This window comes from Flagellimonas abyssi, assembly GCF_019457905.1.
GTDB classification, from domain to species: Bacteria; Bacteroidota; Bacteroidia; order Flavobacteriales; family Flavobacteriaceae; genus Flagellimonas; species Flagellimonas abyssi.
On the sequence record NZ_JAHZSV010000015.1, the window covers coordinates 23269 to 39884 of the forward strand.

At 41.4% G+C, this 16616-nt stretch carries 13 protein-coding genes and 4 tRNA genes; 7 read left to right on the forward strand and 10 right to left on the reverse strand.

The genetic code is table 11. The features are described from left to right. Positions 1-44: 44 nt before the first annotated feature. Positions 45-455, reverse strand: a complete 411-nt coding sequence (locus K1F36_RS11980; RefSeq protein ID WP_207032729.1) for a DUF4293 domain-containing protein — start codon at positions 453-455, stop codon at positions 45-47. 191 nt (positions 456-646) lie between these two features. Between K1F36_RS11980 and rho the strand changes: the two genes are divergently transcribed. The 3 genes from rho to K1F36_RS11995 all read left to right on the forward strand — a co-directional run bounded on the left by rho (position 647) and on the right by K1F36_RS11995 (position 4557). Then, on the forward strand, positions 647-2278 hold the full coding sequence (gene rho, locus K1F36_RS11985; RefSeq protein ID WP_220114039.1) for a transcription termination factor Rho: 1632 nt from the start codon (positions 647-649) through the stop codon (positions 2276-2278). Positions 2279-2406: 128 nt separating this feature from the next. Further along, positions 2407-3060 (forward strand): hypothetical protein, encoded by a 654-nt coding sequence (locus K1F36_RS11990; protein WP_220114040.1) that lies wholly within the window; start codon positions 2407-2409, stop codon positions 3058-3060. A gap of 810 nt (positions 3061-3870) precedes the next feature. Continuing rightward, positions 3871-4557 (forward strand): hypothetical protein, encoded by a 687-nt coding sequence (locus K1F36_RS11995; protein ID WP_220114041.1) that lies wholly within the window; start codon positions 3871-3873, stop codon positions 4555-4557. A gap of 63 nt (positions 4558-4620) precedes the next feature. Here K1F36_RS11995 and rpsT read toward each other — a convergent pair whose 3' ends face one another. The 6 genes from rpsT to proS all read right to left on the reverse strand — a co-directional run bounded on the left by rpsT (position 4621) and on the right by proS (position 6976). Next, complete coding sequence (rpsT, locus tag K1F36_RS12000) at positions 4621-4872, reverse strand: 30S ribosomal protein S20 (RefSeq protein WP_207032733.1); 252 nt, start codon at positions 4870-4872, stop codon at positions 4621-4623. A gap of 35 nt (positions 4873-4907) precedes the next feature. Then, positions 4908-4979 (reverse strand) — tRNA-Glu (locus K1F36_RS12005). Positions 4980-5054: 75 nt separating this feature from the next. Next, positions 5055-5126, reverse strand: a tRNA-Glu gene (locus K1F36_RS12010). Positions 5127-5201: 75 nt separating this feature from the next. Continuing rightward, positions 5202-5273 (reverse strand) — tRNA-Glu (locus K1F36_RS12015). Between the two features lie 75 nt (positions 5274-5348). Next, positions 5349-5420 (reverse strand) — tRNA-Glu (locus K1F36_RS12020). An 80-nt stretch (positions 5421-5500) separates the two neighbouring features. Beyond that, positions 5501-6976, reverse strand: a complete 1476-nt coding sequence (gene proS, locus K1F36_RS12025) for a proline--tRNA ligase (protein WP_220114042.1) — start codon at positions 6974-6976, stop codon at positions 5501-5503. Between the two features lie 94 nt (positions 6977-7070). Between proS and K1F36_RS12030 the strand changes: the two genes are divergently transcribed. Next, positions 7071-8345 (forward strand): hypothetical protein, encoded by a 1275-nt coding sequence (locus tag K1F36_RS12030; protein ID WP_258539051.1) that lies wholly within the window; start codon positions 7071-7073, stop codon positions 8343-8345. Between the two features lie 36 nt (positions 8346-8381). Beyond that, entirely contained in the window at positions 8382-9884 is a 1503-nt protein-coding gene (locus tag K1F36_RS12035; protein WP_220114043.1) for an OmpP1/FadL family transporter, read from the forward strand. A 52-nt stretch (positions 9885-9936) separates the two neighbouring features. Here the strand turns inward: K1F36_RS12035 and K1F36_RS12040 are convergent, their stop codons facing one another. Then, positions 9937-11379, reverse strand: a complete 1443-nt coding sequence (locus tag K1F36_RS12040) for a T9SS type B sorting domain-containing protein (protein WP_220114044.1) — start codon at positions 11377-11379, stop codon at positions 9937-9939. 112 nt (positions 11380-11491) lie between these two features. Further along, entirely contained in the window at positions 11492-13294 is a 1803-nt protein-coding gene (locus K1F36_RS12045; protein WP_220114045.1) for a T9SS type B sorting domain-containing protein, read from the reverse strand. Between the two features lie 133 nt (positions 13295-13427). On the opposite strand from K1F36_RS12045, the gene folE reads away from it, so the two are divergent. Both folE and cysS read left to right on the forward strand, forming a co-directional pair. After that, positions 13428-14108 carry a GTP cyclohydrolase I FolE gene (gene folE / locus K1F36_RS12050; protein ID WP_176620628.1) on the forward strand — a complete coding sequence of 227 codons (681 nt, stop codon included), beginning with the start codon at positions 13428-13430 and terminating at the stop codon, positions 14106-14108. 15 nt (positions 14109-14123) lie between these two features. Then, positions 14124-15605 carry a cysteine--tRNA ligase gene (gene cysS, locus K1F36_RS12055; RefSeq protein ID WP_220114046.1) on the forward strand — a complete coding sequence of 494 codons (1482 nt, stop codon included), beginning with the start codon at positions 14124-14126 and terminating at the stop codon, positions 15603-15605. Here cysS and K1F36_RS12060 read toward each other — a convergent pair. After that, on the reverse strand, positions 15602-16510 hold the full coding sequence (locus K1F36_RS12060) for an AraC family transcriptional regulator (RefSeq protein WP_220114047.1): 909 nt from the start codon (positions 16508-16510) through the stop codon (positions 15602-15604). The two genes, cysS and K1F36_RS12060, sit on opposite strands and share 4 nt — an antisense overlap. Positions 16511-16616 lie beyond the last annotated feature (106 nt).

Genomic DNA, 16616 nt, shown 5'->3' on the forward strand with positions numbered 1-16616 from the left:
CAAAGCCAGGGTTTTTTCGCACTAATACTACTAAGATGTTAGGTTCAACGTAAGCGATCAACAGATTTTACAAGATCTTCATCCTTTTTGATAGCCCTGTTGGCCAAGACCAGAAAAACGATAGAAAATACAGGAATCAGCATCCCAATACCCTTCTCAGAAACCACAGTTTCTCCGGATAAGCTTAGCGATCGATAAACGAAAAATCCTAGTAAAAAAAGGTTCAATATCATATTCAATCTGTTCACCACAAATTGATTTTGTCTTTTCTTGTACATTACAATAGATACAACTGCCAAAACGGTCACAGTGTAAAAAACTAGGCTCACCAACACTTCGTCTTGGGCAAACACCTCTTTTCCACCTATTTCCACCCACAAGTTCAAAAAGAACGGCAGCACACCTGAAATAAGGCCTACTATGAGCAAAAATAACGTTTGTATCCGTTGAATCATTGTACAAATTGCTTTCGAATGGCAAAAATAGGCGTCTTTTTGAGAATTAAGGCCTTATTCTTGAAAAATTATTTGTAATATTGTCTCGTTATTATCAAGCACCTACCTAGGAATTCTTTCTCCAGTAGCATTCATAAATAACTTTACTTCAAATTTTAGAATCACACAAGTTTAACTTATTCCATTACTTAATGTTCGAGATTTCCGATCTAAAAGCTAAAAAGCTTCCTGAGCTGCAAGAAATTGCAAAGGATCTTAATGTTCCCAAATTCAAATCATTGAAAAAATTGGACCTGGTCTACCAAATATTGGACTTACAGGCTTCCAATCCCAAAGCAGTTAAGGAAACTGTAGCAGCGACTACCGAAGAAAAACCTGAATCCAAACCACAAAGGGCCAGAACACCTCGTCCAAAAAAGACCGAGGAGAAGAGCACTACTAATGAAAGTGGCGATAAAGCTCCTCCAAAAAGGGAGCCCAGAAACAAAAAAGACGATTCAAAGGGACAAAGCACCCAACCCAAAAAGGACAATAAGCCACAGAGCAATAGCAATAGCAATAGCAATAGCAATAGCAACAATAATAGTCCTCAAAAAAATCAGAACAACAATAGAAGAAACAACCAGAACAACAAACCACATCACGACAAAAAGAACAGCAACTTTGACAAGGACCTGAAAAACAGGTACAAAGAACCAGAGTTCGAGTTCGATAGTATTATAGAGAGTGAAGGTGTCCTGGACATTATGCAAGATGGTTACGGATTCCTTAGATCATCCGACTACAACTATCTTTCTTCTCCCGATGATATTTATGTATCACAATCCCAGATACGTTTATTTGGACTAAAATCCGGTGATACGATCTTAGGGAACATTAGACCTCCAAAAGAGGGTGAAAAATATTTCCCGCTGATCAAAGTGAACAAAATCAATGGACTGGACCCACAAGTGGTTCGTGATAGGGTAGCTTTTGAGCATCTCACTCCATTGTTTCCAAAGGAAAAGTTCAAATTGGCGGAAAAGCAAAGTACAATTTCAACAAGGATCATGGATTTGTTCTCTCCTATCGGAAAAGGACAAAGGGGAATGATCGTGTCCCAGCCCAAAACTGGTAAGACCATGTTGTTGAAAGATATCGCCAATGCCATTGCGGCAAACCACCCTGAGGTGTACCAAATCATCCTATTGATCGATGAACGCCCTGAAGAGGTTACGGACATGCAGCGTAACGTACGCGGAGAAGTTGTTGCTTCCACTTTTGACAAGGAAGCCACAGAACACGTAAGGGTTGCCAATATTGTATTGGAAAAAGCAAAAAGATTGGTGGAATGCGGTCACGATGTTGTGATCTTATTGGATTCCATTACCCGTTTGGCCCGTGCCTACAACACTGTACAACCCGCTTCTGGTAAGGTATTGAGTGGTGGTGTGGATGCCAACGCGCTTCACAAGCCAAAACGTTTCTTTGGTGCGGCACGTAACATTGAAAATGGAGGTTCTTTATCCATTATCGCAACAGCCTTAACAGAAACCGGCTCCAAAATGGACGAGGTTATTTTTGAGGAATTCAAGGGTACCGGTAACATGGAGCTTCAGTTGGACAGAAGAATTTCCAACAGGAGGATTTTCCCTGCCATCGACCTTATTTCTTCCTCTACACGAAGAGACGATTTGTTGTTGGACGAAAACACCATTCAACGTATGTGGATCATGCGAAAGTATCTTGCCGACATGAATCCTGTTGAAGCTATGGAGTTTATGGAGCAACGCATAAAGCAGACGAAGAACAACGAGGAGTTTTTACTCACCATGAACGAGTAAAAGCACACCGTACTTCTTACAATATAACAATAGACCCTTCAAGTTTTGAAGGGTTTTTTATTGAGTCAATTTACAGAAAAGGCATATCTTTATTCCGGTTTCCTCAAAACTGAACTAAATACTTAACTATGAAAAACAACAAAACCATTCTGATCGCTTCTTTTGGGGCAATTTTATTACTACTGGGAGGCTGTCAAGAAGCACCTAAAAAAGAAGAACCGACCGAACCGGGGCAAGAAAAAGTGGCTCCGCCGGAGGGCATCATTTCTTTGGAAGAATCCAAATCATTATATGATAATTACACCAAGAATAGGATAGACATTATACGAACATTTGAGGCCGAACGGAACGCTGATGAAAAATTTGTTCCATCCCGGTTTACATCCTTTAGCTATGCCGATATGGAACAATACATGAAATATGTGGAGCAGGAAGCTCATGAGGCAGGTGTTAAGGTTGCATCCTTAAGGATTTACTTTGCAAACTATCCTGATAAACCCAATTTTCCTGATGGAAAAAAAGTGGTCCATCCTAGACAAAACTCCATATTTATTGTACCCACTACCATGATCGATGGCAAAGAAGAGGGCTTCTATATAGGTTCAGATGGAAAGGCCAAACCAATAAAAGCGGTTGTTGGCACCACAGAAACTGGAGAAGAAAGTGAACCCAACACTTCGCAGGCCAGTTTTGCACCCGCCTTCTTTCAGAGCGGAAGTACAAGTTTGAACTTAAATCATGGAAATTCATATCCTCCTCCTTTTGGTTCGGACTTCCAATAAAGAATGACCCTGCAAGAAGTTTTAAATCTCATTTGGGATCAGATCTTTGTGATACTGTACTTGGCGACTTGGATTATTTCGGTCTACAGGTATAGGAGGTTTTTTGATACACCTCTAAAGTTTTTCCCAATGATTATTATGTACACTTTCTTTAATGAGATTTTGGGATATTTCATCACATATAGCGATCAATTTCAATTTTTTTCCGATAGCAAATACACCCCTAACAATATTGTAATCTACAATATTTATCAAGTTGTATTTTTCGTATACATTTTCGATGTATATCGAAAAATATTAAAAAGTGACCAGCTCAAAAAACTGGTTTTTTATCTCATCATAGCATGCGTGTTAGGATATTTGGTGAATGGCATTTTAGTCAATCCATTGATTTATCAGACGACCTATGCCCATATCTTTGGGTCCGTTCTCATGGTTTTGATTTCACTTATGTACCTAAGAGAAAAACTCAATGAAGAGAGCAGTCATCCTTTAAAATTTAATTTGATGTTTTGGGTGACTATAGGTCTATTGGCATTTTATATTCCATTTCCCTTAATCCTAACATTTTATAAGATTAAGGCAGTATATGGAATCTGGATATTTTTAAAACCCATCTTGGTTACATCGATAATATTAATGTATGGATTTATCATTTTTGGTCTGCTGATCGGTAAAAGGAGGGCATTCAGGTGATATTCTAAAACAACGTATACCAGCCTCCCTTTTTGGGAGGCTTTTTTTTGTTATTTTTGCCGTCCAACCAAACTGAAACCAGCGCACTGTCCATTAGACGGTTACCATAGGATTATGGATGCGATTCTAACCTTTATCTCGGAACATTACATTATTCCTTTTTATCTTATTGTTTGGTTGGTATCTGTGGCCTGTTACCGCACTTATTTTGATACACCATTAAAATATTACCCCATGTATCTCATGTATACATTTTTAACAGAGTTGCTGGGATATTTTATAAAGTTCCATGAGGAATTCCAAGTGGTGAGCAACAACAAATACAATTGGTACAATGTTATCATTTACAATATCTATTCGGTGATAACATTTTTGTTTTTTTATTTCGTCTATTGGCAGGTATTGCATAAAGAAGTGCACAAGAAATGGGTAAAAATAGGTGCAGGGATAAGTTTATTAAGTTATGCCATTAGCCTATTCTTCCAAGACCCATTCTACTCAAATCTATACTATGCAGATCTAGTTGCATCCATGGTATTATTATTCAGTATTTGGCTGTACTACAAAGAGAAGAAAATTGAGTTCAACCCATACCCAAAAAAACACAATTTGATGTTCTGGACCAGTTTGGGGCTTGCCGTTTTCCATTCAATTTTCCCTTTTCTGATAATAATAGGTTATGAAGCTCCTAAAATTTGGGTCAACTATAACCTACGCGGTGTTCTTTGGATTTTTATCTTGTTTATGTATGGCACCTTTATGATTGGGGTCATGGTACATAAAAGAAAGGCCTTTAGGTAGAACTTTGCACAAATAAAAACGCCCCCTAAAAGGAGGCGTTCTACATATTATGATTGGACACGATTACATTGCTGCAACCTGAGTCATCAATTTACTTTTAAGGTTTGCTGCCTTATTGTTGTGAATGATGTTCTTTTTTGCCAATTTATCGATCATACCAACTACAGTGGGCAACAAAGCTTCAGCAGCCTTCTTGTCTTCCTCGTTACGCAATTTTTTGATAGCATTACGCACAGTTTTGTGCTGATACCTGTTACGCAAACGTACTGCTTCGTTTCTTCTAATTCTCTTTAATGCTGACTTATGGTTTGCCATTGCTTACAATTAATTCTTTCTAAATCCTTTCTTTGTAGCCCGTAGGGGAATCGAACCCCTGTTACCAGGATGAAAACCTGGCGTCCTAACCCCTAGACGAACGGGCCATTATTTCAGTCTAAAAAATTTTAAGCTTCAAAGTTAAAAAATAAAAGCTTTTCAAGCTTAAAAACTCTTCTTTGTAGCCCGTAGGGGAATCGAACCCCTGTTACCAGGATGAAAACCTGGCGTCCTAACCCCTAGACGAACGGGCCATTATTTCAGTCTAAAAAATTTTAAGCTTCAAAGTTAAAAAATAAAAGCTTTTCAAGCTTAAAAACTCTTCTTTGTAGCCCGTAGGGGAATCGAACCCCTGTTACCAGGATGAAAACCTGGCGTCCTAACCCCTAGACGAACGGGCCATTATTTCAGTCTAAAAAATTTTAAGCTTCAAAGTTAAAAAATAAAAGCTTTTCAAGCTTAAAAACTCTTCTTTGTAGCCCGTAGGGGAATCGAACCCCTGTTACCAGGATGAAAACCTGGCGTCCTAACCCCTAGACGAACGGGCCATATGGTTGCATAATTGCGGATGCAAAAATACAACTATTTTTAAGTCTTGCAACAGTATTTTTTATTTTTTGCCACCTCTTTAGTATGCCTTTGCAAACAACACCCTTTTATTGGACGGTTTTCCTGTTACCATGCACTTACCTTGTTCCTCTTTTGCATCCAATGGAATACAACGTATAGTGGCTTTGGTCTCCTCTTTTATCCTATCCTCGGTTTCGGCCGAACCGTCCCAATGCGCTAAAACAAAACCTCCTTTTTCCTCGATAACTTTTTTGAAATCATCATAGGAATCCACTTCCGTAATGTGCCCCTTTCTATAATCCAACGCTTTGTTAAAGATGTTCTCTTGGATTTCATCCATTAACAAAACCACTTTTTCCACTACCTCTTCGGTTTTCACGATTTCTTTGGACAGGGTATCCCTTCGGGCCACCTCAAAAGTACCGTTGGCCAAGTCACGCTGACCAACAGCCAAACGCACGGGAACTCCCTTCAACTCATACTCATTGAATTTAAAACCTGGTTTATGGGTATCTCGGGTATCATATTTTACGGTAATGCCCTTATCGCGTAGCTCCTTTACCAAAGGTTCTACTTTTTCAGAAATGGCATCCAACTGGTCCAATCCTTTATAAATAGGTACGATTACCACCTGAATTGGTGCCAACTGTGGCGGAAGCACCAAACCATTATCATCGCTATGGGTCATCACCAAGGCACCCATCAATCTAGTGGAAACACCCCAAGATGTTGCCCATACATAATCTTGTGTACCTTCTTTGTTGGCAAATTTTACATCGAACGCTTTTGCAAAATTCTGACCTAAAAAGTGGGATGTTCCTGCCTGTAACGCCTTACCGTCCTGCATCAAGGCTTCGATACAATACGTTTCTTCGGCACCGGCAAAACGTTCGCTTTCTGTTTTGGTCCCTTTGATTACGGGAACACCCATATATTTTTCAGCAAATTCGGCATATACGTTCATCATAAGCTCGGCCTCTTCAATTGCCTCCTCTCGGGTTGCGTGTGCGGTATGCCCTTCCTGCCATAAAAATTCGGCAGTTCTAAGAAAAAGACGGGTCCGCATTTCCCAACGCACCACATTGGCCCATTGGTTTACTTTTAAAGGCAAATCACGATAGGATTGAATCCATCTTCTATACGTATCCCAGATTATGGTTTCCGAAGTTGGGCGAACAATGAGTTCTTCCTCCAGTTTGGCGTCTTCATCCACTACTATACCACTGCCATCCTCGGCATTTTTCAAACGATAATGGGTGACCACGGCACACTCCTTGGCAAAACCTTCCACATGGCTTGCCTCCTTGCTCAAATATGATTTTGGAATGAACAATGGAAAATAGGCATTCTCATGACCTGTTTCCTTGAACATTTTGTCCAATTGTGCCTGCATCTTCTCCCATATAGCGTAACCGTACGGCTTTATCACCATACAGCCCCTAACACCCGAGTTCTCAGCCAAATCCGACTTTACCACCAGTTCGTTATACCATTTGGAATAATCCTCTGCTCTGCTCGTTAAATTTTTACCCATCAATTGTAGTTTGGCACAAAACTTGCGACTTTATTAATAAAATGATTGGGTAAAACTAATTATTTTTAGTATGTTCAACAATAAAAATTGCGCCATGTTAAAGTCTTTACTCCACAATAATCTTAGAACCCCCGCTGTATTGATGGTCAGTGCCATCTTTGTGGCTTCCTGTGGTTCCTATCAACAAGCTTCTTATTATGATGACGGCATCTATTCTTCCAACGATCGCGTTGTTGGTGTTGAAAAGAGAAATGCCCAAGCCATGAGAATCGAAGAGCAGGAAAGCAATATGTACGGTGAATACTTTGGTGACCGCGCAAACGAAATTGGCGAAGTATTGGATAGCGAAGTTTTTACAGATATAGACAGCTATTCCAGTCAAGCACAAAACGATTCAATTCCTTACGGCGAACAAACCGATTATTTCGCATACAACAATAATTATAACGGAAATCCTGGATGGGGAGACAATCCTACCAGCATTTCCATCAACGTTTATGACAACAGCTGGGGCTGGGGCGGTTATTATGGCTGGAACGACCCATGGTTATGGAATGCCGGCTGGGGATGGAACTCTCCATACTACGGATGGGGATGGAACAATCCTTGGAGATATAATCGTTGGGGCTGGGGCGGATACTACGGCTGGGGACACCCATACAACGGTTGGGGCTGGGCCGGCAACTTTGGTTGGGGCGGATATTACGGCTGGGGTGGATACTACGGCAACTACTGGGGCCGTCCATATTACAACAGAGGCTATTATGGCAGAAACTACGCCTACATGTCAGGACGAAGAGGATATACTTCCCGTATACCCGGCACTGCAATTACATCTAAGTCAAACGGATACTCGACAAGATTTAGAAATAACAGTGGACGTTCCAATGGAAACGTTTCCAGAAGTAATGGCTTGGCCAACAGAAGAAGTTCCAATGGCTATAGCAATAGGTCCAACGTAAGAAGGTCCGTAAGTGCTGACGCAGTTTCCAGAAACCAGAATTATAGAACAAGTAGAAGTACCCGTACTTCCCCTAGTTATAATGGAAGCTCCAGAACATACCGTTCCTATGGCACTTCCCCCTCTACTAGAAGTAGCGGGACCTACAACCGAAGCTCTAGAAGCTATCAATCCAGAAGTACGGCACCGAGCAGAAGTTACAACCGTTCCTCTACCGGATCTAGTTCCAGAAGCTATCGCAGTAGCGGCTCTTCCAGAAGCAGTAGATCTAGCGGTAGTTATCGTAGCTCCGGAAGCAGTTCTAGAAGCTCCGGTGTAAGCCGTTCCTCCGGTGGTGGCTCAAGATCGTCCGGCGCATCTCGCTCATCAGGTGGTAGTAGAGGTGGACGTGGTGGCGGTAGACCTTAATTTCACAAAGTTATAGATTAATCTAAATCAGAATAAATGAAAAGAATCTCAACTTTCATAATGGTATTGGCATGCACTTTTGCAAGTGCCCAAACCATAGATGATGTTATGCGCTACAGCACAGAAAACCTACAGGGAACCGCAAGGTTTCAAGCTATGGGCGGTGCATTTGGAGCTTTGGGCGGTGACTTATCGGCCTTGAACGTTAATCCTGCCGGTTCTGCAGTATTCAATTTTAGCGAGATATCGATTACAGGATCCAACTACCATAGGAACAACGATGCCCTTTATGGCAATACCACAAGAAATTCCACGGACAATTCATTGGATTTTAACCAAATCGGCGGTGTTTTTGTATGGAACTCATCTACCGATAGCCCTTGGAAAAAAATTGCACTAGCGGTTAATTATGATTTGGTCGAGAACTTCGACAATCAATTGGTCGTTACAGGTTCCAGCCCCGTAGGAATCGACAACTATTTTCTGAATTTTGCCGATGGCGAACCTCTAGGTCCATTACGTACCCAGCAAGGTGAGTATATTGAAGATGCTTATTTGGATATCGGTGCCAATCTAGGGTACTCCGCCCAACAGGCATTTCTTGGGTTCCAAGCGGGTATTATTGAACCTGTTGAAGATGATGACCAGAACACCTCTTACTTTTCCAATGCGCAATACGGCACTGTAAACCAAAGATATGTTCGGAACACTTCTGGTTACAATAGTAAATTCACATTGAACTTTGCAAGCCAATACAAAGAAGACCTATACTTGGGTGCATCTTTAAACTTCCATAACGTACTCTATGACAGGGTTTCCTATTTGGATGAAGAAGGTTATGATGCCGAATCTCCGATTCAGAGTATTTCCTTTGACAATCTTTTGCATACCGAAGGTTACGGATTCTCGTTCAGTCTAGGAGCCATCGCTAAGGTAAATCAAACGGTTCGCGTTGGAGCCAGTTATCAATCGCCAACATGGTACACCCTAACGGACGATACCTCACAGCGAATCAACTCAAACTTAGCGGTATCGGATATTGATTTCATCAACTTTACCATCGTAAACCTTTACGATGAATACAGGATAAAAACACCAGAAAAGTACACTGGTAGTGTCGCTTTGGTATTTGGACAAGATGGACTCATCAGCTTTGATTACTCTTACCAAGATATGTCCAAAGCGGAACTCAGACCAACTTCCGATCCTAGCTTTGCTGCTGAAAATGATTTTATCTCCGATACACTTGGCGCTGTGAACTCCTTCCGTCTAGGCGGTGAATACCGAATAGACCAAGTTAGCCTTAGAGGAGGTTACCGATATGACCAAAGCCCTTATGAGGACACAGATTTTGTGGGAGACCTGAACGGTTTTTCTGCCGGTATAGGTTACAATTTTGGAGCTAGCCGATTGGATTTGGCCTACAGCAGAACCGAACAAGATGTGAACTCCTATTTGTTTGATGGCGGAGTCGACAACGCAGCGCTTATCAACAGAATAAACACGAATATATCTTTAGGCTACACACTAAAATTTTAAAAATCTAAAAATAGAAAGTACAAGGCTGGAAGAAATTCCGGCCTTTTTTATATCAGCGAACCAATGAAAAATGTCTGCGAACCGACTTGGCCACAATAAGACCATCCTCATCGCGCCCATATTCCAAACGGAACCAATAATCGGATGAAGGCATATCCCTACCATTAAAAGTACCATCCCATCCAACGTTCACATTCACTTGTTTTAGGAGTTTACCATAGCGGTCAAAAATATATACCACAGGGTTTTCCAATCGCTCCACCCCGTAAACAGTCCAGTTGTCGTGAGCACCATCGCTGTTAGGGGTAAAGAATTTTGGGTAACCAACCACCAAAAACTCGATAGGTTGGGTAGTACCACAACCATTTTTATCGTTAATGATAACGGTATTGGTGCCCGGAGGAACATCCTCAAAAATAGGATCATCCTGAAATTCGCCACCATTTATGGCATATTCATAGTTCCCGTCTCCCACCGGAACAATTTCCACATTGTACGGGTCAGTCTGGTCACTATTCACCAAATCATCAATGACCCGAACTTCTTCTAGCTCCGGAGTGCCATAAAAAGTGATTAGGATATCATCGGTAATCGTGGTACCAAACGTGGACTCGATTGTAACCCGATAGCGACCAGAATTTGGACTGAAAACAATCAATTCTATTTCACTGGCACCTGTGGCCAATACGGTTTCATAAGTACCGTCATCATCAGCATCCAACTCCCAAATAATATTTGAAATACTTGGTCCTACCGGAGAATTTAAAGCGGACAAAGTAATATCCGGGTCGCCCTCACAGGCCACAATATCAAACCCTAAAAATTCATCTCGCAAAGTACAATCCAAGACATTGTCCTGATCTTCATCCACAGAAGAACCTGTAAAAGTCAACATAAAAGACTCTGGCTCTTCATCAAAATTGGTATTGTAGTTATTGATGTACAGGTAATAAATCTCCCCCTGTCTTACATTCAACCATTCATCGTAGGTATTCTGGCTGGACTTTACAAAGGGAGCACCCTCTCGCCCATCAACAGGGTTCACCCCTATTCCTGTAAAACCGGTATCGTTGTATTCATAGTTACACCGAATGGGCTGCGCGTTGCCATCTCCAACTATGGTGCAGAAGTTATCGTTCATGGTTTCATCAAAAGGGCCATACAAAGCAAAATCCCATTCCGAGGTAATCGGGCTACCTGGCGTCACTGGAAGTGCTTCAATATCAAAACCGATTTGTCCGTCCGTACCCGCCCTAAAAACGTACCAGGCCGTATTGTTCTCAATATTGGCAGAGCTCACACTCCCTTTTTCCAAACAGCCTGTTTGGGTAATTATCTCAGGATCAAAATCATCGATATCACCGCTACCGTCAGTGGTTCCCAAAATGGGTTCATCTGCACAAACAGGAATGGCTGTCCTACAATCTGGTGAGTTTTGCGCACTAATCGCCTGAAATAGAAAGAAACAACAGATAGCGCTAAATAGGGCTCTCATAGAATTTTGGGGCTAATGGTTATTCTACTTACAACCCTTATAACTCCATTAACCCTACCTTTAGTATTTTTTATCGAAGAAATTTGCTCTTAATCGACTAACAACATCTGTGCTAACGTCTCAAGGAAAAATGACTTTGGATATGCTTGGCGAAAGTTCGGTTGCCATTATCATCCACATAGGATAATTTAAACCAATAATCCGTTGATGGCAATGGTTTACCCTGAAAGCTGCCATCCCATCCGGGGTCAAACTCGTTCATTTGCTTGATGAGCTTACCATATCGGTCATAAATCGTAACAATAGGAGAGTTTAAGGTAGATAATCCCTCGATTTGCCAAGTCTCGTTCATTACATCTCCATTGGGCGAAAAAATTGCCAAATACCCAACCACAACAATATCTTCTTCAACAATGCCGCATCCATACGGGTCTTGCATACGCACAGTATGAACACCGGGAGGCACGCCCTCGAACACATTACTCACTTGAAAATCCCCGCCATCCATGCTATATTCGTACATACCATTGTTGTCCGTATTGATGGTTACCGTATTGTTTACGCTCAAATCCTCGATGTCCACACTGGAAATTTGCGGCATCGTAGAAACTTCCACGAATACGGTACGGCTGGTTTCACAAAGAGTTCCGTTGGATTGATTGGTCACCGTTAACATATATTGACCGCTTTCGGAAACTGATATGGACGGTGTTTGTTCACCTGTACTCCATTGATAGGTATAATTTGGATTAGGATTTGTTTCCCCTATTTCCAGACTTCCAACCGACTCACAGATTACAGCTTGGTCCGAAAAACTTAGAATCGGAGTTTCAATAGCATTCAAAGTAAAGCTTTGGGATACATCATAACATTCTGGGTTCGCCAAAGAAGTAGTCCTAACAAATATGGTTTCGAGACCTCCAGTTGGAATATATTGTTTTTCCAAAGGGTGATTGCCTGCATCAGCATCTGCTTGCGAACTATGGTAACTGACCACAAAATCATCAGGGTTCATGCCATTCAATGCCTCGGAATTTTTATCATTCAAGTTAAATGCCATGTTAGCTTCTTGGCAAAAGGTTTCATCAGTTAACACACCTGTAACAGGCACTTCATTGAATCCCACCTGAACATCGCTCACTATATTTTCGGTAGATGTAGTGACAACCACTCGGTACTGTCCTGTACTTTGAACATCATAAGTAGCCGCATTAGCACCTGCTATCAGTTGGTATCCGCTTCCAGTATCATTATACCACTCGTAATTAGTGGCTCCCGTAGTAGTAGCGTCCAACACAATATTATCACCTTCACAAGCAGCGATTGGTGGCCCAAGCAAATTGTTTATGATGGTGCAATCCAATGCACTATTGGGGTGGTCCACCCATATATTTCCTGTAAACTGAATGGAAAAACCAGAGTTGACATTACTAAAGTTATTGATAAAAAGGTAGTAGTCCTCACCAGCTTCAACTTGGAGCCAATCTTCATAATGAACAGAATCCAAATCGCCCGTAGGATCTTCCCCTACCCCGATAAAACTGGTGTTTTCACTATTATCAAAAAAATTACAGCGCACAGGCTCACCCAGATTGCTGCAATCCGTTGCGCGATATAGGGCAAAATCCCAATCCTCGTCACTGCTGTGCCCAATATTAAAACCTAACTGCCCCGCTTCGGCCGTTCTAAATCGATACCAAGCAGAATTGGATTCTATGGCCCCGGTGGTGGTCTGCTCCAAACATCCACTGGAAGCCGCTCCATTAAAATCATCAGTACCAAAACCATTGGTACCTCCATTAATAGGGGTGTTACTACAAATAGGAACCGCATCTACACAATCTTGTGCAACTTGGGCATTCGCAGCCTGACAAATCAATAGTAGAAATAAGGTCTTAAAAAAGGGTCTAAACATAAAAGACTGTACGTTTGGGCATTATAAAAGTACCGTGACGTTAGGGTTAACAATAATTTATGTTGTCAAACGTCGGTTACCGGATGTTAAATCGGTCATTAATGTATATCTTTGCTCTCCTTAAGCAATAGCTATGAAACTAGAGCAGGCATTGGAAGAACAATATGAAGAAAGAGGAAACGACCACGTAGGTTCCTCATCGGACACCCCGTTAAGGGATGATGCTTTTGTATTGAGCGACGAAGAAAAAATCGAAAGAATACAGAAAAGCGTAAGAGAGATCATGCTGACCCTTGGCCTTGATTTGGATGACGACAGTTTGAAGGGAACACCCAAACGAGTGGCCAAAATGTACGTTCAGGAAATTTTTGGCGGACTTCATCCGGACAGAAAACCAAAATCCTCAACTTTTGACAATAAGTACAAGTACGGTGAGATGTTGGTCGAGAAAAACATTGTGGTATATTCTACTTGCGAACACCATTTGTTGCCCATCGTTGGCCGGGCACATATCGCCTACATTTCCAACGGAACAGTAGTTGGACTTTCCAAAATGAACCGCGTAGTGGATTATTACGCCAAACGTCCACAGGTTCAGGAACGAATGAACATCCAAATTGTAAAAGAACTTCAAAAAGTTTTGGGTACTGAAGATGTAGCTTGTGTTATCGATGCCAAGCACCTTTGTGTAAACTCTAGGGGAATTCGAGATATTGACAGTAGCACGGTGACCGCCGAATACGGTGGAAAGTTTAAAGAAGAGGCCACCAGAAGAGAGTTTTTGGATTACATTAACTTGGACACCGAATTTTAAACACCAACCATTTAAATGCAACTTTATAAAGACCAAACCTTAAGAATCCATAATTCACTTACTGGAAAGAAAGACATATTCAAACCCATAAACGAAGGCCATGTGGGCATGTATGTTTGTGGACCCACCGTTTACAGCAACGTTCACTTGGGCAACTGCCGAACCTTCATGTCCTTTGATATGATTTTCCGGTACTTCAAACACTTGGGATACAAGGTGCGCTATGTTCGCAATATTACGGACGCGGGCCACTTGGAAAACGATGCGGACGAAGGCGAGGATAAAATTGCAAAAAAGGCAAAACTGGAGCAGATTGAACCAATGGAAGTCGTGCAACGCTACACGGTGGATTTCCACAATACCCTACAACAGTTCAATTTATTGCCCCCGAGCATTGAGCCCACGGCCACTGGTCACATTATAGAGCAGATTGAAATCATAAAGGAAATCCTTGAAAAAGGATTGGCCTACGAGGCCAACGGTTCGGTTTATTTTGATGTGATCAAGTTCAATGAGGACCATGACTACGGCAAGTTGAGCGGAAGAAAGTTGGAGGACATGATTACCAATACCCGCGAGCTTACCGCACAGGACGAAAAAAGAAACCCTCAGGATTTTGCCCTTTGGAAAAAAGCGGAACCCCAACACATTATGCGCTGGCCATCCCCTTGGGGCGATGGTTTCCCGGGATGGCACTTGGAGTGCACCGCGATGAGCACCAAATATTTAGGCGAAACCTTTGATATTCACGGCGGAGGAATGGACCTTAAATTCCCTCACCACGAGTGTGAAATTGCGCAGGCAGAGGCCAGCACCGGAAAATCTCCCGTAAACTACTGGATGCATGCCAATATGTTGACCCTGAACGGTAAAAAAATGTCCAAATCCACGGACAACAATATTTATCCCTCAGAGATTTTTAGTGGGAACAATAATATTTTGAGTAAGCCCTACTCACCAGCTGTAGTTCGCTTTTTTATGATGCAGGCACACTACACCAGTATTTTGGACCTTAGTGATGAAGCCTTGCAAGCATCCGAAAAAGGATATGGCCGTTTAATGGATGCCCTCGACAGCATTGATAAATTAAAAATAGGTGAAAAGTCAGATTTTGATGTAGCCGCATGGAAGCAGAAATGCTACGATGCCATGAACGACGACTTCAACACCCCTATTTTAATAGCACAATTGTTCGAGGCCGTAAAGCACATCAACTTAATTAAAGAGGATAAGGAAACCATTTCAGCTGAGGACAAAGATTTTATGGCGAGTTCGTTCAAAGCCTTTGTTTACGATGTACTTGGTATTGAAAATCAATCCATGGGCAAAGATGATTCCAACACACTCAACGGAGTGATGGACTTGTTAATTGACATTAGGAATGAGGCGCGTGCCAAAAAAGACTTTGCCACTTCTGATAAAATCAGAAATCAATTGGTGGAACTCGGTATCCAGATTAAGGATGGCAAGGACGGTACAACCTTTAGCGTAAACTAGTGTTTTATAAATTTTGATTGGTATTCACCTGGTGAAACATGGATTTTTCGCTTAAAAAGTCGATTGAAATAAGAACGGTTCTCAAACCCACATTCCATATAAACTTCCTTTATTTTCCTATCAGGATTTTTTAAGAGATTGATAGCCATCTTAATACGCTCGCTATTGATGTAATCAATCGGTGTAACGCCCAGTTCGTCTTTAAAAGTTTTATGGAAATGAGACTCGCTCATGTATGCTTTTTTACTTAACTCGCCGACCGTTAAAGGCTCGTGCAGGTGCTGAGAGATATATTCGATTACATAGACCAATCGGTTGTTGGAACTTATTTTAGAAGCATTCTGTGTATATTTTTCTCGGGTATTCCCCTGCAAGATTCTAATTATCAGCTCTTGGAGCATATTATCCACAAAAAAATCCTTGGAAGGGTGATTCTCCGTGAACAGATATAATAATCGTTGAATTATTCCATAAATACTGGCATCGTTGGTAAAGTGGTAATTGTAATCCATCAAGGCCCATTCCGAACCATCGTGCTTGGGCATGGATTCGTTCATCAAATTGATGACCTTATTTATTTTTTCATCGGAAATGGCCATGGCCAAACAACGTGTCGGATTCTCTTCGTTCGCTTCGGGAAAATCGATACACATAACTTCATTGGAAGGAAGTATCAAAGATTCACCAGGTAGAAAATTGAAAGATTTTTTGTCTCTAAGATGCATTACCTTTTTTCCTATTAACATGGAAGCAAGTACAGGTTGGTCAAATTGTAGCAAAACCTTCTCCGCCTGCAAATGGGTCTCGAACACATGCATCGAAGCATTGTTCAATGTATATGAGGTTTGATTCTCGACCAAATGCTCAAGCTTTCGTTCCTTAAAAAATTGATCTGGCAACCGCATATCAATACCTACTTAATATATTATCTAAATACTTATTAAATATAAAAAATATGATGTGATATTTTGTTAAAAACATAAAAACAAAGAGGATTGGTCATGTCATTAA

Coding starts and splice junctions, on each gene's coding strand:
- K1F36_RS11980 (WP_207032729.1), bottom strand. CDS start 455: ATGATTCAACGGATACAAACGTTATTTTTGCTCATAGTAGGCCTTATT.
- rho (WP_220114039.1), top strand. CDS start 647: ATGTTCGAGATTTCCGATCTAAAAGCTAAAAAGCTTCCTGAGCTGCAA.
- K1F36_RS11990 (WP_220114040.1), top strand. CDS start 2,407: ATGAAAAACAACAAAACCATTCTGATCGCTTCTTTTGGGGCAATTTTA.
- K1F36_RS11995 (WP_220114041.1), top strand. CDS start 3,871: ATGGATGCGATTCTAACCTTTATCTCGGAACATTACATTATTCCTTTT.
- rpsT (WP_207032733.1), bottom strand. CDS start 4,872: ATGGCAAACCATAAGTCAGCATTAAAGAGAATTAGAAGAAACGAAGCA.
- proS (WP_220114042.1), bottom strand. CDS start 6,976: ATGGGTAAAAATTTAACGAGCAGAGCAGAGGATTATTCCAAATGGTAT.
- K1F36_RS12030 (WP_258539051.1), top strand. CDS start 7,071: ATGTTAAAGTCTTTACTCCACAATAATCTTAGAACCCCCGCTGTATTG.
- K1F36_RS12035 (WP_220114043.1), top strand. CDS start 8,382: ATGAAAAGAATCTCAACTTTCATAATGGTATTGGCATGCACTTTTGCA.
- K1F36_RS12040 (WP_220114044.1), bottom strand. CDS start 11,379: ATGAGAGCCCTATTTAGCGCTATCTGTTGTTTCTTTCTATTTCAGGCG.
- K1F36_RS12045 (WP_220114045.1), bottom strand. CDS start 13,294: ATGTTTAGACCCTTTTTTAAGACCTTATTTCTACTATTGATTTGTCAG.
- folE (WP_176620628.1), top strand. CDS start 13,428: ATGAAACTAGAGCAGGCATTGGAAGAACAATATGAAGAAAGAGGAAAC.
- cysS (WP_220114046.1), top strand. CDS start 14,124: ATGCAACTTTATAAAGACCAAACCTTAAGAATCCATAATTCACTTACT.
- K1F36_RS12060 (WP_220114047.1), bottom strand. CDS start 16,510: ATGCGGTTGCCAGATCAATTTTTTAAGGAACGAAAGCTTGAGCATTTG.